We start from the raw sequence: 22,488 nt of genomic DNA, 5'->3' as shown, positions 1-22,488 counted from the left end.
ATAAAAATACTGCGGTCAGCGCTGGATTTCTTTATCGCGATCCAGTGCGTAAGGCAGGTCGAGCAAGTGCAGGGCAGGGCCTTCGAGCGCCGCCAGGTGGATGTCACCGGCCTCTGCTGCTTCGGCTTGCAGCACGGCCAGGAGTTCAATGTTTTGCTCGCCACGAGCGGCAATCACCACTTCACCGATCGAACTGTTGTGGCTCGGGGCAAACAGTTGCGTGCCGGGTTCCGGCAATTCGCCGGCGTCCAGTTGCAGGCGATACAAACGACGCTTGAGTTTGCCCAGATACTGCATCCGCGCGACGATTTCCTGGCCGGTGTAGCAGCCCTTCTTGAAGCTCACGCCGCCGACGGCTTGCAGGTTGAGCATCTGCGGGATGAACAGCTCGCGGGTGCTCGGCATGACCTGGCCGATCCCTGCGCGGATCTGGCCCAGCAGCCATTGATTCAGCTCGCCTTCGGCCAGAGCGGCGGAGAGCTTGGTCTTGATGGCGTCGGCCTGGTTCGCGGCGACCCACAGTTCGGCGCGTTCAGGTGAGACGCGAATGGCGATCAGACCCTCATTGCGCGCAACGCTGTCGGTGTCCGCCGGCAACTCAAGACCGAGGCTGATCAGTGCCGCATCGCCATGCTCGAGGCCGAAGCGAACCCAGGCGGCGCTTTCGTCGGTCAATTTGGATTTGGAGAACACGGCGTACTTTTTCAGGTCCGCCAGTTGCGGCTCCAGCAGTTCACTGGCCATGGCCAGGAGCACGCCGTCGCCTTGCAGCATAATGCGGAAACTCGATTGCATCCGGCCTTTCTGGGTGCAGCGGGCACCGAGGCTGGCCTGGGTGTCGCTCAGGTAGTTGAGGTTGCAGGTCAGTTGGCCTTGCAGGAATTTGCCGGCATCCGCGCCGCGAACCGCGAGAACGCCTTCGTGTGACAGGGTGCAGAAAAAAGCAGAATCGGCCATGGGTCATCGCAGGGTAAAGAGTCTGGAGGACATCATAAGGGGGCGCCCATGAAATGGGTAGTTCACAAAAGGACAGAAGGCCCGACCAAAGCCGACTGTTCGCTCAAGCTTTGGGCTGTATACTTGCCGCCTATTTGAGGAGCGCTCCATGGTCGAAGATGTTGAACTGAATCGCCTCTACTGGCACAGCCGCCGCGGCATGCTTGAGCTTGACGTGTTGCTGGTACCGTTCGTGAAAGAGGTCTATCCGCACCTCAATGATGTCGACCGCGACTGCTACCGCAAGCTGCTCGAGTGCGAAGATCAGGACATGTTCGGCTGGTTCATGGAGCGCGCCGAATCGGAAGATCCGGAGCTTCAACGCATGGTTCGCATGATCCTGGATCGTGTCCAGCCCAAGTAACGCGTTCGAGTGCCGCTGGCATGCCTCGCGGCAGTTGCTGGCGGCTTACGTTCTGGCTCAGCTATTCGCGCTGGGTTCGTTGTTTCTGCTTTCCATACCGGCCTGGGCTTACGCGCTCGGCATGTTGCTGTGCGTGGTCCACGGTTTTTGGGCATTGCCGCGCCAGATTCTGCTGACACATCCTCAGGCAATTCGCGGTTTGCGCCGCGATGCCGATGGCTGGCAATTGTGGAGTCAGGCTCAGGGTTGGCAGCCTGTGCAGTTGCAGCCGGACAGCCTGGCGCTACCGTTGGTCGTGGTGTTGCGGTTTCGTCGGGGCGAGCGGCGGGTCAGCACGATCTGCGTGCCCCGGGATTCGCAGGCGGCGGACTTGCACCGACGCCTGCGGGTGCGGCTTACGTTCAGTCGGCGTAGGTGGGCGGCACCAGAATAGTGTCCAGGGCCTCGGGCAGCAGGTTCGGGTAGTCGAGGGTGTAATGCAGTCCGCGACTTTCCTTGCGTTCCATTGCTGACTGGATCATCAACTCGGCCACCTGAGCCAGGTTGCGCAACTCGATCAAGTCCCGGCTGACTTTATAGTTGCTGTAGAACTCATCGATTTCGTCCAGCAACAGTCGGACCCGGTGCTGGGCTCGTTGCAGGCGTTTGTTGGTGCGCACGATGCCGACGTAGTCCCACATGAATCGCCGCAGTTCATCCCAGTTGTGCGCAATGATCACGTCTTCGTCGGAGTCAGTCACCTGGCTCGCATCCCAGACGGGCAGGGCGATGGGGATCGACACCTGCGGCAACTGCTGAAGAATGTCCGCCGCCGCCGAGCGCGCGTAGACGAAGCATTCCAGCAGCGAGTTACTGGCCATGCGGTTGGCGCCGTGCAGGCCGGTGAAGCTGGTTTCGCCGATGGCGTACAGGCCTGGCACGTCGGTGCGGCCCTGCTGATCGACCATCACGCCGCCGCAGGTGTAGTGCGCCGCCGGAACCACCGGGATCGGTTGTTTGGTGATGTCGATGGAAAACTCGAGGCAGCGTTCGTACACCGTCGGGAAGTGAGTCTTGATGAACGACTCTGGCTTGTGGCTGATGTCGAGGTAGACGCAGTCGACACCCAGGCGCTTCATCTCGTGGTCGATGGCCCGGGCGACGATGTCCCGTGGCGCGAGTTCGGCCCGTGGGTCGAAGCGTTGCATGAAGCGTTCGCCGTTCGGCAACTTCAAGTGCGCACCTTCACCGCGCAGGGCCTCGGTGATCAGGAAACTCTTGGCCTGCGGGTGATACAGGCAGGTGGGGTGAAACTGATTGAACTCCAGGTTCGCCACGCGGCAGCCCGAGCGCCAGGCCATGGCAATGCCATCACCGCAGGCGCCGTCAGGGTTGCTGGTATAGAGGTAGACCTTGGCGGCGCCGCCGGACGCGAGGATCACAAAGCGCGCGCCATAGGTGTCGACTTCGCCGCTGGCGCGATTGAGCACGTAGGCGCCGAGGCAGCGGTCGCCTTCCAGGCCCAGGCGTTTTTCGGTGATCAGGTCGACGGCGACCCGTTGTTCCAGCAATTCGATGTTCGGGCGTTTCTTGGCTTGATCGAGCAAGGTTCTGAAGATGGCCGCACCGGTGGCATCGGCGGCATGGATGATGCGCCGATGGCTGTGACCGCCTTCGCGGGTCAGGTGGAACTCGAAACCGCCGTCTTCAGTGCCGGACTGTTCATCGCGTGTAAAGGGCACGCCTTGGTCGATCAGCCACTGGATGGCTTCTTTACTGTGCTCGACGGTGAATCGCACCGCGTCTTCATGGCACAGGCCACCGCCGGCATTCAGGGTGTCATCGACGTGGGATTCAACGGTATCGGTGTCATCCAGCACCGCAGCGACACCGCCCTGGGCCCAGAACGTCGAGCCATTGGCGAGGTCGCCTTTGCTCAGTACGGCAATGCGCAGGTGACCGGGCAAGGTCAACGCAAGGCTCAAACCGGCAGCGCCGCTGCCAATCACCAGGACATCATGTTGAAACTGTTGGCTCATTTCTGGATTCCGCTTAAAGCGACCCGGGTCGGGGTTGGCGCAAGACACCTGGATCGGCGAGTCAAGCAGCCACACAGCCCACTAGTATATAGAGGGGGGGAGCGGCACAATAGCCGGGCCTACATGGCATTGTGAAACTACTGTGACGGAAAAGACCGGACGCTTCGTCGGATGTTTTTTTCGCTGGTTCGGCGACAAGACGACTGTATCGTGGATTTAACAGTCTTTTTCGCCCCACGGTTGCACAATGTCGGTTGCACCCGGCTATAAATATTTGGAACTTTTGCCAAAGGCCCAAGATCAATAGCTGGTTGCCTGAATCAAGGGACAGTGTCGGCTTCGGAGCGGGATCTGCGGTTGGGTCCTTGCCGGCGAATCCGATGACAAGATTATTCGCGCAGCCGGGTTATCCCGAGCTGCGCTTTTCGTGCGTGCCAAATCAGAGCCCGCAGGAAACTTGCTTGGAGGGGGAGAACTTTTGCGAAAAGCCCGAGTCTATGTTTGCAAGTCTGGTCGTTTAGTTATGCAAGCCTCCTTCGAGCTTATCGAGGAGTGTTCATGCTAACCCAGGAAGAGGATCAGCAGCTGGTCGAGCGCGTTCAACGCGGCGACAAGCGAGCTTTCGATCTGCTAGTGCTGAAATATCAGCACAAAATTCTCGGGTTGATCGTGCGTTTCGTGCACGACACCCATGAAGCCCAGGATGTCGCACAGGAAGCCTTTATCAAGGCGTACCGTGCACTTGGTAATTTCCGCGGAGACAGCGCGTTTTACACGTGGCTTTACCGCATCGCCATTAACACGGCGAAAAACTATCTGGTTTCACGCGGCCGTCGGCCGCCGGATAGTGATGTCAGTTCCGAAGACGCAGAGTTCTACGACGGCGATCATGGCCTCAAGGATCTCGAGTCGCCAGAACGCGCATTGCTGCGGGATGAGATCGAAGGCACCGTCCATCGAACCATCCAGCAACTTCCAGAAGATTTGCGTACGGCCTTAACTTTACGTGAATTCGATGGTCTGAGTTACGAGGACATTGCAGCCGTCATGCAATGTCCGGTGGGTACCGTGCGCTCTCGGATTTTCCGGGCTCGGGAAGCCATCGATAAAGCCCTGCAGCCGTTGTTGCAGGAAAACTGAGACAGCGGCGACAGCCAAGAGAGGAACGCCATGAGTCGTGAAGCCCTGCAGGAATCGCTGTCCGCAGTGATGGATAACGAAGCGGACGAGCTGGAATTGCGTCGGGTACTGAATGCCTTTGACGATGTTGAAACCCGCGAAACCTGGGCTCGTTACCAGATCGCTCGGGCAGTCATGCATAAGGATCTGCTGCTTCCACGTCTGGACATCGCTGCGGCAGTCTCTGCTGCGCTGGAAGATGAAGCCGTCCCGGCCAAGGCATCTCGCGGACCATGGCGCAGCCTGGGTCGTCTGGCCGTCGCTGCTTCGGTGACCGTTGCTGTATTGGCGGGTGTTCGTCTGTACAACCAGGACGAAATTGCTGGCGTCGAATTGGCTCAGCAATCCAATCAGTCCACCCTGGCTGTTCCACAAGTCAAGGGCCCGGCTGTATTGGCAGGCTATAGTGAGAGTTCGGAAGCCACTGGCCCTATGGCCAACGGCGTATTGCAAGGTCAGCCGGGCTGGCACGATCAGCGTCTGCCAAGCTACTTGCGCCAACATGCTCAACAGGCTGCATTGAAAGGCACTGAAAGCGCTCTGCCTTACGCTCGTGCAGCAAGCCTGGAAAACCGCTAAGGAGGATCATGCGCGCCATACCTCTACTTACGCTTCTGCTCGGTGGCTGGTTTGTTGTTCCAGCCCACGCCGATGAAGCCCAGGACTGGTTGACACGTCTGGGTCAGGCCGAGCAACAGCAAAGCTTTCACGGTACTTTTGTTTACGAGCGTAACGGTAGTTTTTCTACCCACAACATCTGGCACCGCGTTCAGGATGGCAAGGTCCGCGAGCGTTTACTCCAGCTCGACGGCTCGGCACAGGAAGTCGTGCGCATTGATGGACATACTCAATGCGTCAGCGGCACCCTGATCGCAGGGCTGGGGGACTCTCCCAACTCTGCTGCTCGTGCACTCGATCCACAAAAGCTCAAGAATTGGTACGACCTTGCCGTCATCGGCAAGTCGCGTGTGGCTGGGCGTGCGGCAGTGATTGTGTCACTGACGCCACGCGATCAGCATCGTTACGGTTTCGAGTTACATCTGGACAAGGAAACCGGCTTGCCCCTGAAGTCATTGCTGTTAAATGACAAGGGTCAGTTGCTGGAGCGCTTCCAGTTCACGCAACTGGATACCGCCGAGGTTCCGTCGGACGCTGATTTGCAGGCCGGCCCTGATTGCAAGGCGCTTGCCCTCGACACCGACAAGGCCACGGCGCTCAAAACTGCCGAGTCTTGGCATTCGGACTGGTTGCCGCCGGGTTTCGAACTCAGCAGCAGCTCTTCGCGCAAAGACCCTGAGACCAAAACCCAAGTCAGCAGCCTGATGTATGACGACGGCCTGGCCCGCTTCTCGGTGTTCCTCGAGCCGCTGAATGGCGCTACGGTTACCGATACGCGTACCCAGTTGGGCCCAACCGTTGCCGTTTCACGGCGCTTGACCACGCCTCAAGGCGAGATGATGGTCACCGTAGTCGGTGAGATCCCGATCGGTACCGCCGAACGGATTGCGCTGTCCATGCGCACCAATGCTGCTACGGCCAAACAGTGAGCTGAATTGTGATGCTCATGGATCGACGATTTGATTGTGTGAGAGGTGCGCAATGCCTATCCCACTATTGAGATGTCGAAATGTTTGGTGAGCATTTTCATTTGCAAAACCCCCTGAATTTTTCTATAGGTCAGAGCCTCTCGGCTCTGGCCTTGTTTGTTGTTCCCGGAACAAAAATACCGGCGTATCGTTCCCGGTGTTCCTTGCTCCATATCGCTTAACCATGCTCGTCGTAACGGGAGCCGTATGTCGATACCACGCTTGAAGACTTATCTTTCCATTTTTGCCACCGTGCTGGTGCTCGGTCAGGCGGTCCCTGCTCAAGCGGCCGAATTGCCTGACTTCACGCAACTGGTCGAACAGGCCTCGCCCGCGGTGGTGAACATCAGCACTACGCAAAAACTGCCTGATCGCAAAGTGTCGGGCCAGATGCCCGATCTCGAAGGCTTGCCACCTGCGCTGCGCGAGTTCTTCGAGCGCGGCATGCCGCAACCGCGCTCGCCCCGTGGCGATCGTCAGCGCGAAGCCCAGTCCCTGGGTTCGGGTTTCATCATCTCGCCTGACGGCTACATCCTGACCAACAACCACGTGATCGCCGATGCCGACGAAATTCTCGTCCGTCTGGCCGACCGCAGTGAGTTGAAAGCCAAGCTGGTCGGCACCGACCCACGTTCCGACGTGGCGCTGCTGAAAATCGAGGGCAAGGACCTGCCGGTGCTGAAGCTCGGTAAATCCCAGGACCTGAAGGCCGGTCAATGGGTCGTCGCCATCGGTTCGCCGTTCGGCTTTGACCACACCGTGACCCAAGGCATCGTCAGCGCCATCGGTCGCAGCCTGCCGAACGAGAACTATGTCCCGTTCATCCAGACCGACGTGCCGATCAATCCGGGCAACTCCGGTGGTCCGCTGTTCAACCTGAACGGTGAAGTGGTCGGGATCAACTCGCAGATCTACACCCGTTCCGGCGGCTTCATGGGTGTGTCGTTCGCGATCCCTATCGACGTCGCGATGGATGTGTCCAATCAGCTGAAAAGCGGCGGCAAAGTCAGCCGTGGCTGGTTGGGTGTGGTGATTCAGGAAGTGAACAAGGATCTGGCTGAATCGTTTGGCCTGGAGAAACCGGCCGGTGCGCTGGTGGCTCAGATCCAGGATGACGGCCCGGCGGCCAAGGGTGGCCTGCAAGTGGGCGACGTGATCCTGAGCATGAACGGTCAACCGATCGTCATGTCTGCTGATCTGCCGCATCTGGTTGGCGCACTGAAGGCAGGCTCCAAGGCCAATCTTGAAGTGATCCGCGAGGGCAAGCGCAAGAATGTCGAGTTGACCGTCGGCGCTATCCCGGAAGAAGGCAAGGAACTGGACGCCGCGCCGAAAGCCGGTGTCGAGGGCAGCAGCAACCGCTTGGGTGTTTCTGTCACCGAGCTGACCGATGAGCAGAAGAAAACCTACGACCTCAAGGGTGGTGTGGTGATCAAGGAGGTTCAGGACGGTCCTGCATCGCTGATCGGCTTGCAGCCTGGCGATGTGATCACGCACCTGAACAACCAGGCGATCGGCTCTACCAAGGAGTTCACCGAGATCGCTAAGGCACTGCCGAAGAATCGCTCGGTATCGATGCGGGTTCTGCGTCAAAATCGCGCCAGCTTCATCACCTTCAAACTGGCTGAATAAACCGGTTGTTGGCTGAATAAAAAACCGCCTCGAAAGAGGCGGTTTTTTTTGTGCCCGGATTTCTATAAATAAATCAGCCCATCATGTCCTTGATCATGCGTTCCTGCTCCATCAGCTCCCGTTGCCGTGCATCGATCCGCGACGACAAGGGGAAGTTGCCGCCGGCCTTGCGTTTGGCGAAGTCCAACTGCTGAATGGCCTGGCGGTAATCGCCGACCAGCGCGAAGTATTCGGCGCGCGCTTGATGCAAGCCGATGATGTTGCCCGACAGCCCGCGAGTTTCTGCCACCATGTACCAGACATCCGGATCGTCCGGGCGGGACTTGAGCAAGTTTTCCAGGGCTTTTTCCGCATCGGCAGTGCGGTTCTGCTTGAGCAACAAGTCGACCCGTACCTGGTTCAGCGGGTAATTGCCCGGAAACTGGGTGAGCAACCGGTCGACCCGGGTTTGGGCATCCGGCAGGCGATTGTTGGTGATGTCCAGATCGACTTGGGCCAGGTTGTAGATGATCTCGTTCGGTGCCGTGGCCAGCAATTGCTTGAGATTCTCCCGGGCTTCATTCAGCTGGCCGCCCTTGATCTGGGCAATGGCCAGACCGTAACGGGCGACATCGCTTTTCGGGTTTTCATCAAGCTGGGCGCGGAAGCGTTTGGCGCCCAGGCCCGGGGTTTCTTCATAAATCAGCTGCACCCGTGCTCGAATTAGCTGATAACGCATGCTGTCTTCGATGCCGCCCTGTTTGGCTTGTTCGGCACGGTTGCGGGTGTCGGCGATCCGCGATTCGGTCACCGGGTGAGTCAGCAGGAATTCCGGTGGCTTGGCATCGAAGCGGTACTGACGCATCAAGCGTTCGAACATATTCGGCATCGAGCGCGGATCGTAGCCAGCCTTTTCCAGATTGAGGATGCCGATCCGGTCGGCTTCCTGCTCGTTCTGGCGCGAGAAGCGCCGTTGTTCCTGAATGGCGGCCGCCTGCGTACCGGCAATGGTGGCGATCCCGGCATCACCGGCGCCCGCAGCGGCAATCACGATCCCGGCCAGCAGGGCGGCCATCATCGGCACTTGCATGCGTTGCGAAGCTTCGACGCCACGGGCGAAGTGGCGTTGCGACAAGTGAGCCAATTCATGGGCCAGTACCGAAGCGTATTCGCCCTCGGTCTGGGCATTCAGAAACAAACCGCCGTTGACCCCGATGATCCCGCCCGGCGCGGCAAAGGCGTTGAGCTGCGGGCTATTGATCAGGATGAATTCCAGGCGTCGGTCAGTCACCTGGCTGGTCTCGACCAGTTTGTAGACGCTGGATTCGACGTAATCCTTGAGCTGCGGGTCATTGAGCTGCTGTACCTGGCTGCGCAACATCGCCAGCCACGCGCGGCCCAATTGGTATTCCTGTTGCGGCGAGACAATGGCAGAACTGGCGTCACCGAGTGACGGCAGGTCGTCGGCGAAGCCTGGTGAGGCGAGCAGGCAAGCGAGCGTCAGCAGGGTAGGGCGCAAAAAAGTCATGCACAAAGCCTTAGTCGACAAAGACCTTACTGTAGCCGGACAGTGGGCTTCGGACCAGATATTCTAGGCCGCTCAACCACCTGACCCGGAGTGATGCAATGACCGATGCTGTAGCCCATGACGTTGAACTGGACGCCAGCGGCCTGAATTGTCCGTTGCCATTGCTCAAGGCCAAGTTGGAACTCAATCGGATGAGCAGCGGCTCGGTGCTCAAGGTGATCGCCACGGACGCGGGCTCCCAGCGCGACTTCCGCACCTTTGCCCGATTGGCCGGTCATACGCTGCTGCTTGAAGAAGACGAGGCGGGTGTTTACCGCTATTGGTTGAAAAAAGCCTGAAACCGGCTGCGTTCGTTACTAAGGATTATTGATGTTCAAAGTGTTACGCGACTGGATTCAGCGCTACTTCTCCGATGAAGAAGCCGTGGTGTTGGCGGTGCTGCTGTTCCTGGGGTTTACCGCAGTGCTCACCTTGGGCGGCATGCTCGCGCCAGTGCTGGCCGGGATGGTGCTGGCGTATCTGATGCAGGGGCTGGTCGTCACCCTCGAACGCCTGCGCGTGCCCGGCGGCGTGGCCGTGGGGCTGGTGTTCGCGTTGTTCATGGGGGTGTTGCTGGTGTTCATCGTGGTCGTCGTGCCGTTACTCTGGCATCAACTGATCACATTGTTCAACGAGTTGCCCGGCATGCTCGCCAAGTGGCAGTCGCTGCTGTTGCTATTGCCTGAGCGCTATCCGCATCTGGTGTCCGACGAGCAGGTGCTGCAAGCCATCGAAGTGGCGCGGGGCGAGATCGGCAAGTTTGGCCAGTGGGCGCTGACGTTTTCGTTGTCGAGCTTGCCGCTGCTGGTCAACATCATGATCTACCTGGTGCTGGTGCCGATCCTGGTGTTCTTCTTCCTGAAGGACCGGGAAATGATCGGGCAGTGGGTGCGCGGCTACCTGCCGCGTGAGCGGGCGCTGATTACCCGCGTCGCCCATGAAATGAACCGGCAGATTGCCAACTACATTCGCGGTAAGGTCATCGAGATTTTCATCTGCGGTGGCGTGACGTACATCGGTTTCGTCGTGCTGGGGCTCAACTACGCGGCGCTGCTGGCGTTGCTGGTGGGCGTGTCGGTGGTGGTGCCTTACGTCGGCGCCGTGGTGGTGACCGTGCCGGTGATGCTGATTGCACTGTTCCAGTGGGGCTGGAGTGATCAGTTCATCTACCTGATGGCGGTCTACGGGATCATTCAGACCCTGGACGGCAACGTGCTGGTGCCGCTGCTGTTCTCGGAAGCGGTCAACCTGCACCCGGTGGCGATCATCTGCGCTGTGTTGTTGTTTGGTGGGTTGTGGGGCTTCTGGGGGGTGTTCTTTGCGATTCCCCTGGCGACGCTGTTCAAGGCAGTGCTGGATGCGTGGCCGCGCAAGGAGCCGGTGGTCGCGCCGCTGCTTTAATCGTCAGGTTTGATTTTTGCGGTGAATTCAAGGGACTCTTCGCGAGCAAGCCCGCTCCCACATTGGATCGCGGTCTAATGTGGGAGCGGGCTGTCAGAACAGGCGCCAACAAAATCAGGCTTTATTGAGCGCCTGAGCCGCAGCCAAAACCGCATCCACATGCCCCGGCACCTTCACGCCGCGCCATTCCTGACGCAACACACCGTTCTTGTCGATCAGGAAGGTGCTGCGATCAACGCCCATGTATTCCTTGCCGTAGAGTTTTTTCAGCTTGATCACGTCGAACAGTTGGCAGAGCGCTTCTTCCTTGTCGCTGATCAGCTCGAAGGTGAATGCCTGCTTGGCTTTGAAGTTCTCGTGGGATTTCAGACTGTCGCGGGACACGCCGAAGACTTCGGTGTTGGCGGCTTTAAAAGCCTCCAACTGATCGCGAAAGCCCTGGCCCTGGGTCGTGCAACCCGGCGTGCTGTCCTTCGGATAGAAGTAGATCACCACCTGCTTGCCTTTGAGGCTCGCGAGGCTGACGGTCTGCCCGCTGGTGGCGGGTGCTTCGAAGTCGGTAACCGGTTGGTCGATAGCAACGGCCATGAAAGCTTCCTTACATTGGGTTTTGTGGGCGCCACGGTTCGATCAGGGCGTCCAGGTTCAGCGCGTCGGCGAAATCCAGGAACTGATCGCGCAGCCAGCTGATTTGCACGCCGGCCGGCAGCGTCACGGTAAACGTGGCGTTGAGCATGGTGCCGCCGGTCTGCGGTGCCTGATAGGTGTCGCAGGTCAGGTTTTCCAGCTCGACGTTGTGGTCCATGAAGAACTGGCACAACTCGTTGATGATGTCCGAGCGATAAGCCGAGCTGACATAGGCGACATACGGCAGGGCCTGTGGACGGTTCTCCAGGGCCGCGCTGCGCACCACGTTGACCGTGAAGGCGTGCTTCTTGGCGAGGATCGGCAGGCTGCCTTCCAGGCGGGCCAGAGCGTCCCAGCTGCCGGAGATCTCGAGGATCAGGGCACTGCACTCGCCATGACGGGTCAGGCGAGAAGTGACCACGGCGCAGCGGTTTTCATGGCTGGCGCGGCACAGGACGTTAGTCAGCTCCATGGGGTTGGCGCCGAGGGCACTGATGACAAGGAATTGTTCGCGAACTGTGGGGGTGGACATGCAGCATTCCTAAAGCGATGAGCGGTCGATACTTCTACGGGCTTTTTTTACCGGGGGCGACCCTGCGCAGACGAATTCAGAAAACCCGAGCCGAAGGTTGCAACGTGCTCCAGAGTGGCCGGAGCGAGGGGTGGCAACGCTGGATCGGGGCTTGTGATGCCGAAAATGGAGGCTGGAACCCGGCGTACGAGCTTATCAGTACCGATCAAAGTCTGAAGGGTAGCGAAAAGCAGCGCCAAGGGGAATGGCAGCAGCGCAGTACTTCGCTTGTACAAGCATCTTGGCGCCAGTACCATTACGGCTCTCTTTTTCCGGCAGGAGCGGTTGCATGATTGCGGGCAGTATGGTGGCACTGGTCACACCCATGGATGCACAAGGTCGTCTCGACTGGGACAGCCTGAGCAAACTGGTGGACTTTCACCTGCAAAACGGCACCCACGCCATCGTGGCGGTCGGTACTACAGGTGAATCGGCCACGCTAGACGTGAACGAGCACATCGAAGTGATTCGTTACGTGGTCAAGCAGGTTGCAGGGCGCATCCCGGTCATCGCCGGCACGGGTGCCAACTCGACGCGCGAAGCCATCGAGCTGACCACCAACGCCAAGAGCGCTGGCGCCGACGCCTGCCTGCTGGTCACGCCGTACTACAACAAGCCTACCCAGGAAGGCTTGTACCAGCACTTCAAGGCCATCGCCGAAGCCGTCGATATCCCGCAGATCCTTTACAACGTGCCTGGCCGCACCGCGTGCGACATGCTGGCCGAGACCGTGATCCGCCTGTCGACCGTGAAAAACATCATCGGTATCAAGGAAGCCACTGGTGACCTGAGCCGCGCCAAGGCGATCATCGATGGTGTCAGCAAAGACTTTCTGGTGATCTCCGGTGACGACGCCACCGCTGTCGAGCTGATCCTGCTGGGCGGCAAAGGCAACATCTCGGTGACCGCCAACGTTGCCCCGCGTGACATGGCCGACCTGTGCAACGCCGCGCTCAAGGGTGACGCCGTGACCGCTCGCGCCATCCACGAAAAACTGATGCCGCTCAACAAGACGCTGTTTATCGAATCCAACCCTATCCCCGTGAAATGGGCGCTGCATGAAATGGGCTTGATGCCGGACGGTATCCGTCTGCCGCTCACCTGGCTCAGCGCTGCCTGTCACGAACCGCTGCGGCAGGCCATGCGCCAGTCCGGCGTCCTGGTTTAATTGAGGAAGTACAACGCATGAAGCGAATGGCCGGACTTTCCGCACTTGCCTTGATTATCTCCAGCACCAGTGGCTGCGGATGGATCTGGGGCCCGGAAGGTTACTTCCGTGACCGTGGTAGCGATTACCTGGAAGCGCAACAGACTGCACCGATGCAACTGCCACCGAATGTCAGCACCGCCAAACGTCTGGATCCGCTGCTGCCGATCCCGCGTAACGTGGCCGATGACACTGCCAAGGGCGAATACATCGTGCCGCGTCCGCAGCCGCTGTCGGCGATTGCTGACGCCAGCGACTACACCCTGCAAAAAAGCGGTGATTCGAGCTGGGTCATGGGTCAGCACCCTCCGGCCGAAGTCTGGCCAGTGGCGGTGCAGTTCTTCCAGGACAACGGCTTCCGTCTGGATGAACAACGCCCGCAAACCGGCGAATTCACCACCACCTGGCAGCATTCCGACGAACTGTCCGCCGCCATGGCCAAGCGCCTGAGCGCGGCCGGCATCAGCGCCGACAGCGAAACCCGCGTGCGGGTCCGCATCGAGCCAGGCGTGCAGCGCAACACCAGTGAGATCTATGTGGTCAGCGCCCAGCGTCCTTCGGGCAGCACTGCCAACGTCGATTTCACCAACCGCTCGGTCAACACTGGCCTGGACGCGGCACTGGTGGACGACTTGCTTGTGAGCATGAGCCGCACGGCAGAGAAGGGCGGTTCGGTCTCCATGCTGGCTTCCCGTGATTTCGATACGCCTAATCGCGTCAGCCTGAGCGAAGACGGCAGCGGCAACCCGGTGCTGAACGTGGGGCCTGATCTGGACCGCGCCTGGTCGAGTGTCGGTCGTGCGCTGGAACAGGGCGAATGGCGCGTTGAAGACATCAACCGCAGCCTGGGCCTGTACTACATCAACCTGGCCGAAAAAGCCGAGAAGAAAGACGAAAAGCCTGGTTTCTTCAGCAGCCTGTTCGGCAGCAAGCCGAACAAGGAAGAAGTTGAAGCCCGTGCCGAGCGTTATCAGGTTCGCTTGAGCAAGGTTGGCGAGAACGTCCAGGTCACCGTCGAGAAAAACATCAACACCGTTGCGCCGGCCGATGTGGCCCGCAAAGTGTTGAGCGTGATTCAGGACAACCTGGGCTGATATCACATGCGTTTTGCCGTTCTCGGCAGCGGTAGCCAAGGGAACGGCACGCTGATAGCCAGCGCTGATACGTATGTGCTGGTGGATTGTGGTTTCTCCTTGCGAGAAACCGAAAAACGCCTGTTGCGCCTGGGTGTTAACCCGGCGCAACTGAGCGCGATACTCGTGACCCACGAACATGCCGACCACGCGCATGGCGTGGGTTTGCTGTCTCGGCGTTACAATCTGCCTGTCTACCTCAGTCGCGGGACCCTGCGCGGGATGCGCAAACCGATTGAACCCGCGGGCTTCCTGGCCGGCGGCGAGCAATTGCAAATCGGCGCCCTGAACATCGAAGTCATTGCCGTGGCCCACGATGCTCAAGAGCCGACACAGTACGTTTTCAATGACGGTGAACGGCGCTTCGGCCTGTTGACTGACCTGGGCTCGTATTGCAACAAAGTGCTGGACGGCTATCGGGATCTCGATGCGTTGATGATCGAGTCCAACCATTGCCGTGACATGCTGGCTCGCGGTCACTACCCGTACTTCCTGAAGCAGCGGGTGGGCGGTGAACTGGGACATTTGAACAACCACCAGGCGGCATTCCTGGTGTCCGAGTTGGGCTGGCAAGGCCTGCAACATCTGGTCCTGGCCCATCTGAGCAGCAAGAACAACCTGCCGCAGCTAGCCCGGCAATGTTTTGTCGACACCCTCGGGTGCGACCCGGACTGGCTGCAACTGGCCGATCAAGATTCAGGGCTCGACTGGCGACACATCGCCTAGCCCACCTACTTAGCAAGCGGAGCCCATCATGGAAAAACGTGAAGAACTCTACCGCGGCAAAGCCAAATCGGTTTTCAAGACCGACGACGCTGACCGCTTGATCCTGCTGTTTCGCAACGATACCTCGGCGTTCGACGGCAAGCGCATCGAGCAGCTCGACCGCAAAGGCATGGTGAACAACAAGTTCAACGCCTTCATCATGCAGAAACTCGAAGCCGCCGGCGTGCCGACGCAATTCGACAAACTGCTGGGCGACAACGAATGCCTGGTGAAAAAACTCGACATGATCCCGGTCGAGTGCGTTGTGCGTAATTATGCCGCCGGCAGCCTGGTCAAGCGTCTGGGCGTCGAAGAAGGCCTGAAGCTCAACCCTTACACCTTCGAACTGTTCCTGAAGGACGACGCCAAGGGCGACCCGTTCATCAACGAATCCCACGTCGTGGCGTTCGGTTGGGGCACCGCCGAGCAACTGGTTCGCATGAAAGAACTGTCGCTCAAGGTCAACGAAGTCCTGAGCAAACTGTTCGACGACGCCGGCCTGCTGCTGGTCGACTTCAAACTCGAATTCGGCGTGTTCTCCGACGGTTCCATCGTCCTGGGCGACGAATTCAGTCCGGACGGCTGCCGCCTGTGGGACAAGGCTACCGGCAAGAAAATGGACAAAGACCGCTTCCGCCAGGGCCTCGGTGACGTCATCGAAGCCTACGAAGAAGTCGCCAATCGTCTGGGCGTACCGCTTTAACCGACGCAAGCATCTGATAGCACGGAAAAATTTTGCTTAAAGGGGTTCGCTTCCGGCAAAAGTGTTGTTATGATGCGCGCCGTTGGAGAGATGCCAGAGTGGCCGAATGGGACGGATTCGAAATCCGTTGTACCTTCACCGGTACCTAGGGTTCGAATCCCTATCTCTCCGCCATTACATAGAAAAAGCCCCGTAGTTGAATAAGCTACGGGGCTTTTTCGTTTCTGGCGCTTTCCGGACCTGTGTCCTTTTAACCGCTGGGCCAAGGCCTAACCGTTTTTGGTTAATAGAAGTCGTAGTAGATAGCCCATGCCCCGGTGACTTTGTTTTTCCAGAACATCAGGCTGCCGCTGTCCACGACATTCAAATTGATTTTTGAGTCGGACGAGATCTGGAATACGAATTCAAAATGCTCACCAGGGTTGATGCCTGGCTGGCAAAACGAGGGGTAACCACCGATCTTGTGTTCGTAGGTGTGAGTGATCTGGTCGTAGTAGGACTCTATTTGCCCAGATCGCTCAAGTTTCAGAATTTCCGTTTCGAGCTCCACGGGAACACCGCCACCGTCCCAGAGAGGAAAGTCTTCCTCCACCAATTCTGCCTTCAGTGCACAGGGCTTGAGGTGCGAACCTGCGACTGCAAGTTCCTTGCGTACCAGCACATCATCAAACCCATATTCCCGGATGAGCCAGTTGTTGCCCATGGGTTCGAGCGGCTCGGGGAAGGGCTCGGAAATAAATACGGTTAGCAGGCGAATCCCTTTAAGGGCCAGGCTGTTGAAGGGTAGATCGGGAAGGAATATCTGGGCGTAGGGGCGTAGTTGATCGCCGGCGCTGTTTCTGGGTATTGCTTCATCCGGGCGGAAAAGGAAAACCTTACCGAGCCAGCTTTCATCATTTTTATTCGTCGGTGGGAATCCGCCGGCGACGAACTTTATGGCGGGTGTGGCGAGGCGTCGCCTGATTTCTTGCATCTCCATCGAAACCAAACTCCTGAGCAGGGAGGGTGCGACCAATGCGGTCGTTGCCTGTAGGGTCGAACTCGTGATCCAAGGGCTGCCCGTGGCGCACGGGCAGCTGACTCTATCGCTTAGATTTCCTTGACCGGCGTCTCCCCATGCACCCCTTTGATCAACTCAATCACATGCAAACAATCCGCCTTGTTCACATACGACTCCCCACTCGCAACCGTCTCATGATTCCCCGCCCGTAACCGCCAGCGCCACTGGCCTTTGCCAGTACTCGGGGTGCCTTTCGATTGCCTGTAAATCTCAAAATACATTCAGCTCGCTCCATGCGATTCGTTATTTGCGACAACCTGTGTGCCGCATGTCAGCAAGCCTAGCGGAGCTGGTTTTTTTGGCCATCGGGCATTTGTTTCCAATGATTTGAAGGCTTTTCCTACAGCTGATCGAGCGCTGGAAGAATGGCCAAAACCGCCGCAGTTTCGCCCTTGCATCACCTCCCTTGCTCCTGCTTAATACGGGGCAGCTCATGGCGCCGGAAAACACCTCGGCGACCAACGATTGTTGAAAAATCACTATAAAAAAGAGCAATCAATTGACTCATCAGCACGGAACGCAACTCGCCGGGCACGTGGCGCTTTCGCTCGTCATCCCGGTATTCAATGAAGCGGCGACCATTGATTTGTTCATCGCGCGGATTACTGACGTCTTCAAGGAAGAGGCGCTGGTGGGCCTTGAGATGGTGTTCGTCAATGACGGCAGCTCCGACGCGACGCTGGATTTGCTTCTGGAGCGCCAGAAGTCTGACCCGCACATTCGGATCGTCGATCTGAGCCGCAATTTCGGCAAGGAAGCGGCATTGACCGCCGGCTTGCAGGCGGCCACCGGTCAGGTGGTGGTGCCGATGGATGCCGATTTGCAGGATCCGCCGGAAGTCATTCTTCAAATGATTGCCTTGTGGCGCCAAGGCTACGAAGTGGTGTTGGGCCATCGTGTGAGTCGCCACACCGACTCTTGGGCCAAGAAAACCTCGGCCAGTTGGTTCTACCGCCTGCACAACAGAATCGCTGACCAACCGCTGCCCAAGGATGTCGGTGATTTCCGTCTGATGGATCGTTGTGTGGTCGAGGCGTTGGAGTCGCTGCCCGAATCCCGGCGCTTTATGAAAGGCCTGTTCGCCTGGGTCGGGTTTCGCACTACCCATGTCGATTACGAGCGCCCGGAGCGGGTGGCGGGTGAAACCAAGTTCAACGGTTGGCGGCTGTGGAATTTCGCGCTGGAAGGCATCACCAGTTTCAGTACCGACCCGCTCAAGGTCTGGACCTATCTGGGGCTGTTCGTGTCTCTGGTGTCGTTCTCGTTCGCTATTTTCATTATTTTGCGCACGTTGGTTTCCGGAATCGATCTGCCGGGTTACGCCTCGCTGATGGTCGCCGTGACCTTCCTCGGAGGGCTGCAACTGATCGGCATCGGGGTGCTTGGCGAATACCTGGGCCGCACCTATATCGAATCCAAACGCCGACCGGTTTATCTGGTGCGTCGTGTCTATAACCCCAAGGACTGAACCATGGATCTCAAGGAAACCGACATCCTCGGTTCAAGCATTGACCAGCATTGGTATTACGCGTCGAAAGCGGCGGCCACCAAGCGTTTGCTGGGTGATGCCCCGATCAAAAAGATTCTCGACGTCGGCGCCGGTTCCGGGTTTTTTACCCATCACCTGCTGACCCACACGGCTGCGAACGAAGCCTGGTGCGTCGACATCAGTTATGACGCTGACTCGGACGCCAGCACCTCTGGAAAACCGGTGCATTACCGCCGCGGGATCGATGCGGTGGACGCTGATCTGGTGCTGCTGATGGACGTGCTGGAACACGTGGATGATGACGTCGGGTTGCTCAAGGCCTATGTCGATAAAGTCCCGTCCGGCAGCCGTTTTTTGATGACGGTGCCGGCGTTCCAGTTTCTCTGGAGCGGGCACGATGACTTTCTGGAACACAAGCGCCGCTACACCCTGGCGCAATTTGAAACAGTCGCACGGGACGCTGGTTTGACGGTGAAGCAGGGCGCTTATTATTTCGGTGCGGTGTTCCCGATTGCGGCGACGTTGCGGCTGCTGCCCAAAGGCACGCAACCGTCGCCGCCGCGTTCGCAGCTCAAACAGCATCATCCCGTGGTGAATTCGATTCTCAAGACCTTGTGCAGCATTGAGCTGCCGTTCATGGGGGCGAATCGCCTGGCGGGCCTGACGGTGTTCGTGCTGGCGCAGAAGCCGTGAGGTCAGCCGAAAAATCGGCGCTGATCAAAAGGGCGCTGAGGTTTGCCGTGACCGGGGTGTTTGTCACGGCGCTTCATGCGGTCGTCGCCGTGTTGTTCATCAACTTCGTGATGCCGATGCCGCCCCTGGCCAATGGCGTGGCATTTGCCGTGGCGACGGTGGTGTCCTACTTGATCAACACGACCTGGAGCTTTTCCGCCCGCCTGCGTGGCCGCACATTGCTGCGCTTCATGATGGTGTCTGGCGCAGGTTTCCTGTTGGCGATGTTCGTGGCCTGGGCGGCGCAAATCGCGGGGCTCAATTACTTGCTGGGGATCGGTGCGGTGGCGTTGACCCTTCCCGCCTTCACTTTTGTATTGCACAACTTTTGGACCTATCGATGAAGGATTCTGGCAAGCATTGGGCGATCGCATTGTTGCCCCTGTTGATGGGCGTGGTGACGTTTTTCATCGTGATCGGGCCGCGCGCCCTGGATCCGCAAAACATTGCCTGGCTGGAAGTTGGCGATACGGCCACTCATTACCTGGGCTGGGTGTTTTTCCGACACTCGCCGTGGACTTTTCCGCTCGGACTTAACCCGAACTACGGGCTGGAACTGGGCAACGCGATCATTTTTTCTGACTCCAATCCGCTGCTGGCCCTGCTGTTCAAACCGTTCAACGCCTGGTTGCCCGAGACGTTCCAGTACTTCGGGATCTGGCTGTTGGCGTGTTTTGTCCTGCAGGGCTGGTTTGCCTGGAAATTAATGGGGCTGGTGACGCCCAATGTCGCCCTGAGATTGCTGGGCACAGGCTTGTTTCTGTTTTCGCCGCCGATGTTTTTGCGCATGGGCGGGCATCTGTCCCTGTCCGGGCATTTTCTGATTCTGGCCGCGCTGTATCTGGCGCTGCATCCCGGTGTGCAGAAGCGCCGGCTGGCCTGGGGCGCGCTATTGGCGGTGACGGCGCTGGTACACGCTTACTTGCTGGCAATGGTGGCGTTGATCTGGATTGCCGACCTGGCGGGCAGAACCCTCAAAGGCCAGTTGACCCGGCGCACGGCGCTGATCGAACTGCTTTTGCTGTTCTTGCTGGTGAGCCTGTGTTGCTGGCAGGCGGGTTATTTCAGTGTCGGCAAAGGCGCGATGGCGGCTGGTTTTGGTTTGTATCGGATGAATGTGTTGTCGCTGATCAATGCCAGTGGCTGGTCCGGAGTCTTGCCGGACTTTCCTCAAGGCCCTGGCGATTACGAAGGTTTCAACTATCTCGGGGCCGGAGTGCTATTGCTGGCGATCTTCGCTGTCGTCGTGCTGCTGCGAGGTAAAACCGACTTTGGCAATGCGGTGCGCAGTCTGCCCATTCTGGTGCTGGCGCTGATCGGACTGCTGCTGTTTGCGCTGACGAACGAAATCGGTCTCGGCCTGTTCACCGTTCGCATTCCGTTGCCGGAGAAAATCATCCAGTTGGCGAATATCTTCCGGGCGTCCGGGCGGATGTTCTGGCCAGTGTTCTACGTCATTGTGTTTGCCATCATTTACCTCGTGGTACGTGGCAATCGGCCGCTGACGGCGGTGTGCCTGCTGGCGGTGGCGTTGTGCGTCCAGGCCGTGGATACCCGCAACGGTTGGGGTGGCCTGCGGTTGAGCCGAATGATGGCGCCGGCCGCCGAGTGGTCGACACCGTTGCGTGACCCGTTCTGGGCCAGTGCTGCCTCCCGCTACGCGAACATTCGTTGGTTACCGCCGCAGAATCAGCCGGAAACCTGGCAGCCACTGGCTGACTACGCCGCAGTCCATGGGATGAACACCGACGCTGTTTATCTCGGCCGAATGGGCACGAAGGCCCTGGAGCGGGCCGAGGAAAAGACCCGGCGCATGCTGGAAACCGGGCACTACGACTCAGACTCGCTTTACATCCTTGATGATAATTCCATGCTCGAAGCGGTGAAGACCGTCAACAGCGATACGGACCTGCTCGCTCGCATCGATGGCCTGGTGGTGCTGGCGCCGGGCTGGAAGCAGTGCACCCAATGCCTTGCGGTCGAGGATGAAGGGCGTTCGATGAATTGGGTGCCGATGATCAAGGTCGGGCAGCAACAAGCGTTCAACCGTAAGACTCATCACCTGACCGAAGGGTGGGGCGCACCGGAAACCTGGGGCACCTGGTCGGAAGGCGCGGAGGCGGACATTCTGCTTCGGGTGCCGCCGAAGGCTCAGTCCATCGTGATCGACGCGTTGGGTTTCGTGCTGCCGATGCATGCCGGTCAGACGGTGGTGTTCAGCATCAACGGCGTACAAGCGTTGACGACGCGTCTGACAACGGTTCAAGGCAATCGCATCGAAATCCCGATCACCGCGGCCATCCACCAAGCCGTCGCCAGCGACTCGTTGATGCGGATTCATGTGCAGTTGCCCGATGCGATCAGCCCGAAACAATTGGGGCTCGGGGACGATGGGCGCGTCATGGGCCTGGGGGTGAAATCCCTGTCGGTGCAGTGATCCTGCGTATCGCGGCGATCATGCCGATAGACGCCACCTCCCGGCCTTTCTAAACTGGCCCAAGTCTTGGGGACCGGGGTGCAGTGGATGAATCGCAATGAACTACGCAAAGCCGACATCAACCTGATGGTGGTGTTCGAGACATTGATGCTCGAGCGCAACGTGACGCGGGTCGCGGAGAAGCTGTTTCTTGGCCAGCCAACCATCAGTGCTGCGCTCAACCGCTTGCGCACGATGTTCAATGATCCGCTGTTCATTCGCGTCGGCCATCGCATGGAGCCGACGGCCCGGGCCGAAGAAATCATCCAGCACCTGTCGCCGGCGCTGGATTCACTCTCGGTAGCCTTGAGCCTGACCCACGATTTCGACCCGGCCAGCAGCACCATGACCTTTCGGATCGGGCTCTCGGACGATGTCGAGTTCGGCCTGTTGCCCCCGTTGTTGCGAGCCTTGCGCCAGGAAGCACCGAAGGTGGTATTTGTGGTCCAGCATGTCGATTACTGGCGGATTCCCGACCTGTTGGCCTCCGGTGACATTACCGTCGGCATCAGCCAGACCCGCGGCCTGCCGGCCAACGCCAAGCGCAAATTGCTACGACACATCCTGCCCAGCATTTTGCGCGCCGATGCGTCTGACACACCGCTGACCCTCGATGAATATTGCTCGCGCCCCCACGTGCTGGTTTCCCACACCGCCAACGTCAGTGGCTACGCCGATGAGTGGCTGGCGGAAATTGGCCGCAAGCGCCACGTGGTCCTTTCCGTGCCGCAATACAGTTCGTTGCCGGCCCTGCTGGCGGGGACGGACCTGATTGCCAGCCTGCCCGATTACACGGCCAGCGCCATGGCGGCGTCGGGTCATTTGTTTCAGGAGCCCTTTCCGTTCAAGACGCCGACCCTGGACCTGTCCATGGTCTGGCTCAGCCACGTCGACACCGACCCGGCCGAACGCTGGCTGCGTTCGCGCCTGGAAGCGTTCATGAGTGAACGCGGTCTGGCCGAGATGCACAACGCCGGTTCACTCTGACAGCGGAGCCCCAACC

The 22,488-nt window shown here is 58.9% G+C and carries 24 protein-coding genes and 1 tRNA gene; 18 read left to right on the top strand and 7 right to left on the bottom strand.

Annotated features, from left to right (window positions below):
* Nucleotides 1-15 precede the first annotated feature (15 nt).
* A complete protein-coding gene (locus HB680_RS04085; protein WP_213937320.1) occupies nucleotides 16-957 on the bottom strand; it encodes a folate-binding protein YgfZ in 942 nt (313 codons plus the stop codon).
* A gap of 148 nt (nucleotides 958-1,105) precedes the next feature.
* Between HB680_RS04085 and HB680_RS04080 the strand changes: the two genes are divergently transcribed.
* Both HB680_RS04080 and HB680_RS04075 read left to right on the top strand, forming a co-directional pair.
* On the top strand, nucleotides 1,106-1,360 hold the full coding sequence (locus HB680_RS04080; protein WP_007944081.1) for a succinate dehydrogenase assembly factor 2: 255 nt from the start codon (nucleotides 1,106-1,108) through the stop codon (nucleotides 1,358-1,360).
* Nucleotides 1,344-1,793, top strand: a complete 450-nt coding sequence (locus tag HB680_RS04075; protein ID WP_213937318.1) for a protein YgfX — start codon at nucleotides 1,344-1,346, stop codon at nucleotides 1,791-1,793. The genes HB680_RS04080 and HB680_RS04075 overlap by 17 nt, the downstream gene beginning before the upstream one ends.
* On the opposite strand, the gene nadB is transcribed toward HB680_RS04075, so the two are convergent.
* Nucleotides 1,762-3,378 (bottom strand): L-aspartate oxidase, encoded by a 1,617-nt coding sequence (gene nadB, locus HB680_RS04070; protein ID WP_213937316.1) that lies wholly within the window; start codon nucleotides 3,376-3,378, stop codon nucleotides 1,762-1,764. The two genes, HB680_RS04075 and nadB, sit on opposite strands and share 32 nt — an antisense overlap.
* A gap of 558 nt (nucleotides 3,379-3,936) precedes the next feature.
* Between nadB and rpoE the strand changes: the two genes are divergently transcribed.
* The 4 genes from rpoE (at nucleotide 3,937) to HB680_RS04050 (ending at nucleotide 7,775) form a co-directional block, all read left to right on the top strand.
* Nucleotides 3,937-4,518, top strand: a complete 582-nt coding sequence (gene rpoE, locus HB680_RS04065; RefSeq protein ID WP_007944079.1) for an RNA polymerase sigma factor RpoE — start codon at nucleotides 3,937-3,939, stop codon at nucleotides 4,516-4,518.
* A 30-nt stretch (nucleotides 4,519-4,548) separates the two neighbouring features.
* Nucleotides 4,549-5,136 carry an RseA family anti-sigma factor gene (locus HB680_RS04060; protein ID WP_213937315.1) on the top strand — a complete coding sequence of 196 codons (588 nt, stop codon included), beginning with the start codon at nucleotides 4,549-4,551 and terminating at the stop codon, nucleotides 5,134-5,136.
* An 8-nt stretch (nucleotides 5,137-5,144) separates the two neighbouring features.
* Nucleotides 5,145-6,104 carry a MucB/RseB C-terminal domain-containing protein gene (locus HB680_RS04055; RefSeq protein WP_213937314.1) on the top strand — a complete coding sequence of 320 codons (960 nt, stop codon included), beginning with the start codon at nucleotides 5,145-5,147 and terminating at the stop codon, nucleotides 6,102-6,104.
* Nucleotides 6,105-6,350: 246 nt separating this feature from the next.
* Entirely contained in the window at nucleotides 6,351-7,775 is a 1,425-nt protein-coding gene (locus HB680_RS04050) for a DegQ family serine endoprotease (protein WP_213937311.1), read from the top strand.
* Between the two features lie 73 nt (nucleotides 7,776-7,848).
* Here the strand turns inward: HB680_RS04050 and HB680_RS04045 are convergent, their stop codons facing one another.
* Entirely contained in the window at nucleotides 7,849-9,282 is a 1,434-nt protein-coding gene (locus HB680_RS04045) for a M48 family metalloprotease (protein ID WP_213937309.1), read from the bottom strand.
* Nucleotides 9,283-9,380: 98 nt separating this feature from the next.
* Here HB680_RS04045 and HB680_RS04040 point away from each other — a divergent pair, with 98 nt between their 5' ends.
* Together HB680_RS04040 and HB680_RS04035 are read left to right on the top strand one after the other, a co-directional pair.
* Nucleotides 9,381-9,620 carry a sulfurtransferase TusA family protein gene (locus HB680_RS04040; RefSeq protein WP_213937308.1) on the top strand — a complete coding sequence of 80 codons (240 nt, stop codon included), beginning with the start codon at nucleotides 9,381-9,383 and terminating at the stop codon, nucleotides 9,618-9,620.
* A gap of 31 nt (nucleotides 9,621-9,651) precedes the next feature.
* Nucleotides 9,652-10,722 carry an AI-2E family transporter gene (locus HB680_RS04035; RefSeq protein ID WP_163908934.1) on the top strand — a complete coding sequence of 357 codons (1,071 nt, stop codon included), beginning with the start codon at nucleotides 9,652-9,654 and terminating at the stop codon, nucleotides 10,720-10,722.
* A gap of 114 nt (nucleotides 10,723-10,836) precedes the next feature.
* On the opposite strand, the gene HB680_RS04030 is transcribed toward HB680_RS04035, so the two are convergent.
* Both HB680_RS04030 and HB680_RS04025 read right to left on the bottom strand, forming a co-directional pair.
* Nucleotides 10,837-11,310: a peroxiredoxin gene (locus tag HB680_RS04030; protein ID WP_123597202.1), complete on the bottom strand. Its 474-nt coding sequence runs from the start codon at nucleotides 11,308-11,310 to the stop codon at nucleotides 10,837-10,839.
* A 10-nt stretch (nucleotides 11,311-11,320) separates the two neighbouring features.
* Nucleotides 11,321-11,881 (bottom strand): glycine cleavage system protein R, encoded by a 561-nt coding sequence (locus HB680_RS04025; RefSeq protein WP_054046705.1) that lies wholly within the window; start codon nucleotides 11,879-11,881, stop codon nucleotides 11,321-11,323.
* A gap of 328 nt (nucleotides 11,882-12,209) precedes the next feature.
* Here HB680_RS04025 and dapA point away from each other — a divergent pair, with 328 nt between their 5' ends.
* The 5 genes from dapA (at nucleotide 12,210) to HB680_RS04000 (ending at nucleotide 15,902) form a co-directional block, all read left to right on the top strand.
* Nucleotides 12,210-13,088: a 4-hydroxy-tetrahydrodipicolinate synthase gene (gene dapA / locus HB680_RS04020; RefSeq protein ID WP_213937307.1), complete on the top strand. Its 879-nt coding sequence runs from the start codon at nucleotides 12,210-12,212 to the stop codon at nucleotides 13,086-13,088.
* Nucleotides 13,089-13,105: 17 nt separating this feature from the next.
* Nucleotides 13,106-14,221 carry an outer membrane protein assembly factor BamC gene (bamC, locus tag HB680_RS04015; protein ID WP_213937306.1) on the top strand — a complete coding sequence of 372 codons (1,116 nt, stop codon included), beginning with the start codon at nucleotides 13,106-13,108 and terminating at the stop codon, nucleotides 14,219-14,221.
* Between the two features lie 6 nt (nucleotides 14,222-14,227).
* A complete protein-coding gene (locus HB680_RS04010) occupies nucleotides 14,228-14,986 on the top strand; it encodes an MBL fold metallo-hydrolase (RefSeq protein ID WP_213937305.1) in 759 nt (252 codons plus the stop codon).
* 28 nt (nucleotides 14,987-15,014) lie between these two features.
* Nucleotides 15,015-15,728 (top strand): phosphoribosylaminoimidazolesuccinocarboxamide synthase, encoded by a 714-nt coding sequence (purC, locus tag HB680_RS04005; RefSeq protein ID WP_123507616.1) that lies wholly within the window; start codon nucleotides 15,015-15,017, stop codon nucleotides 15,726-15,728.
* Between the two features lie 84 nt (nucleotides 15,729-15,812).
* Nucleotides 15,813-15,902: transfer RNA gene (locus HB680_RS04000), tRNA-Ser, on the top strand.
* A 109-nt stretch (nucleotides 15,903-16,011) separates the two neighbouring features.
* Here HB680_RS04000 and HB680_RS03995 read toward each other — a convergent pair.
* Together HB680_RS03995 and HB680_RS03990 are read right to left on the bottom strand one after the other, a co-directional pair.
* The gene (locus tag HB680_RS03995) at nucleotides 16,012-16,707 is read right to left on the bottom strand and encodes a DUF1963 domain-containing protein (RefSeq protein WP_213937304.1); all 696 of its coding nucleotides are present in this window, start codon (nucleotides 16,705-16,707) and stop codon (nucleotides 16,012-16,014) included.
* A gap of 110 nt (nucleotides 16,708-16,817) precedes the next feature.
* Nucleotides 16,818-17,009: a DUF1508 domain-containing protein gene (locus tag HB680_RS03990; RefSeq protein WP_213937303.1), complete on the bottom strand. Its 192-nt coding sequence runs from the start codon at nucleotides 17,007-17,009 to the stop codon at nucleotides 16,818-16,820.
* Between the two features lie 278 nt (nucleotides 17,010-17,287).
* Between HB680_RS03990 and HB680_RS03985 the strand changes: the two genes are divergently transcribed.
* The 5 genes from HB680_RS03985 (at nucleotide 17,288) to HB680_RS03965 (ending at nucleotide 22,472) form a co-directional block, all read left to right on the top strand.
* Nucleotides 17,288-18,256, top strand: a complete 969-nt coding sequence (locus HB680_RS03985) for a glycosyltransferase family 2 protein (RefSeq protein ID WP_213937301.1) — start codon at nucleotides 17,288-17,290, stop codon at nucleotides 18,254-18,256.
* A gap of 3 nt (nucleotides 18,257-18,259) precedes the next feature.
* A complete protein-coding gene (locus HB680_RS03980) occupies nucleotides 18,260-18,970 on the top strand; it encodes a class I SAM-dependent methyltransferase (protein WP_213937299.1) in 711 nt (236 codons plus the stop codon).
* The gene (locus HB680_RS03975) at nucleotides 18,967-19,353 is read left to right on the top strand and encodes a GtrA family protein (protein ID WP_213937298.1); all 387 of its coding nucleotides are present in this window, start codon (nucleotides 18,967-18,969) and stop codon (nucleotides 19,351-19,353) included. Before HB680_RS03980 ends, HB680_RS03975 begins: the two co-directional genes overlap by 4 nt.
* On the top strand, nucleotides 19,350-21,446 hold the full coding sequence (locus HB680_RS03970) for a DUF6311 domain-containing protein (protein ID WP_213937296.1): 2,097 nt from the start codon (nucleotides 19,350-19,352) through the stop codon (nucleotides 21,444-21,446). The genes HB680_RS03975 and HB680_RS03970 overlap by 4 nt, the downstream gene beginning before the upstream one ends.
* Before the next feature lie 87 nt (nucleotides 21,447-21,533).
* Nucleotides 21,534-22,472 (top strand): LysR substrate-binding domain-containing protein, encoded by a 939-nt coding sequence (locus tag HB680_RS03965; RefSeq protein ID WP_213937294.1) that lies wholly within the window; start codon nucleotides 21,534-21,536, stop codon nucleotides 22,470-22,472.
* The last annotated feature ends 16 nt before the right edge of the window (nucleotides 22,473-22,488 follow it).

It is taken from the genome of Pseudomonas sp. dw_612, assembly GCF_018449725.1.
Lineage (GTDB): Bacteria > Pseudomonadota > Gammaproteobacteria > Pseudomonadales > Pseudomonadaceae > Aquipseudomonas.
This window is presented reverse-complemented; position numbering and strand designations above follow the sequence as displayed.

Excerpts from the sequence above, each read along its gene's own strand:
- HB680_RS04085 (WP_213937320.1), bottom strand. The coding sequence starts at position 957 with ATGGCCGATTCTGCTTTTTTCTGCACCCTGTCACACGAAGGCGTTCTC.
- HB680_RS04080 (WP_007944081.1), top strand. The coding sequence starts at position 1,106 with ATGGTCGAAGATGTTGAACTGAATCGCCTCTACTGGCACAGCCGCCGC.
- nadB (WP_213937316.1), bottom strand. The coding sequence starts at position 3,378 with ATGAGCCAACAGTTTCAACATGATGTCCTGGTGATTGGCAGCGGCGCT.
- rpoE (WP_007944079.1), top strand. The coding sequence starts at position 3,937 with ATGCTAACCCAGGAAGAGGATCAGCAGCTGGTCGAGCGCGTTCAACGC.
- HB680_RS04060 (WP_213937315.1), top strand. The coding sequence starts at position 4,549 with ATGAGTCGTGAAGCCCTGCAGGAATCGCTGTCCGCAGTGATGGATAAC.
- HB680_RS04055 (WP_213937314.1), top strand. The coding sequence starts at position 5,145 with ATGCGCGCCATACCTCTACTTACGCTTCTGCTCGGTGGCTGGTTTGTT.
- HB680_RS04050 (WP_213937311.1), top strand. The coding sequence starts at position 6,351 with ATGTCGATACCACGCTTGAAGACTTATCTTTCCATTTTTGCCACCGTG.
- HB680_RS04045 (WP_213937309.1), bottom strand. The coding sequence starts at position 9,282 with ATGACTTTTTTGCGCCCTACCCTGCTGACGCTCGCTTGCCTGCTCGCC.
- HB680_RS04040 (WP_213937308.1), top strand. The coding sequence starts at position 9,381 with ATGACCGATGCTGTAGCCCATGACGTTGAACTGGACGCCAGCGGCCTG.
- HB680_RS04035 (WP_163908934.1), top strand. The coding sequence starts at position 9,652 with ATGTTCAAAGTGTTACGCGACTGGATTCAGCGCTACTTCTCCGATGAA.
- HB680_RS04030 (WP_123597202.1), bottom strand. The coding sequence starts at position 11,310 with ATGGCCGTTGCTATCGACCAACCGGTTACCGACTTCGAAGCACCCGCC.
- HB680_RS04025 (WP_054046705.1), bottom strand. The coding sequence starts at position 11,881 with ATGTCCACCCCCACAGTTCGCGAACAATTCCTTGTCATCAGTGCCCTC.
- dapA (WP_213937307.1), top strand. The coding sequence starts at position 12,210 with ATGATTGCGGGCAGTATGGTGGCACTGGTCACACCCATGGATGCACAA.
- bamC (WP_213937306.1), top strand. The coding sequence starts at position 13,106 with ATGAAGCGAATGGCCGGACTTTCCGCACTTGCCTTGATTATCTCCAGC.
- HB680_RS04010 (WP_213937305.1), top strand. The coding sequence starts at position 14,228 with ATGCGTTTTGCCGTTCTCGGCAGCGGTAGCCAAGGGAACGGCACGCTG.
- purC (WP_123507616.1), top strand. The coding sequence starts at position 15,015 with ATGGAAAAACGTGAAGAACTCTACCGCGGCAAAGCCAAATCGGTTTTC.
- HB680_RS03995 (WP_213937304.1), bottom strand. The coding sequence starts at position 16,707 with ATGGAGATGCAAGAAATCAGGCGACGCCTCGCCACACCCGCCATAAAG.
- HB680_RS03990 (WP_213937303.1), bottom strand. The coding sequence starts at position 17,009 with ATGTATTTTGAGATTTACAGGCAATCGAAAGGCACCCCGAGTACTGGC.
- HB680_RS03980 (WP_213937299.1), top strand. The coding sequence starts at position 18,260 with ATGGATCTCAAGGAAACCGACATCCTCGGTTCAAGCATTGACCAGCAT.
- HB680_RS03970 (WP_213937296.1), top strand. The coding sequence starts at position 19,350 with ATGAAGGATTCTGGCAAGCATTGGGCGATCGCATTGTTGCCCCTGTTG.
- HB680_RS03965 (WP_213937294.1), top strand. The coding sequence starts at position 21,534 with ATGAATCGCAATGAACTACGCAAAGCCGACATCAACCTGATGGTGGTG.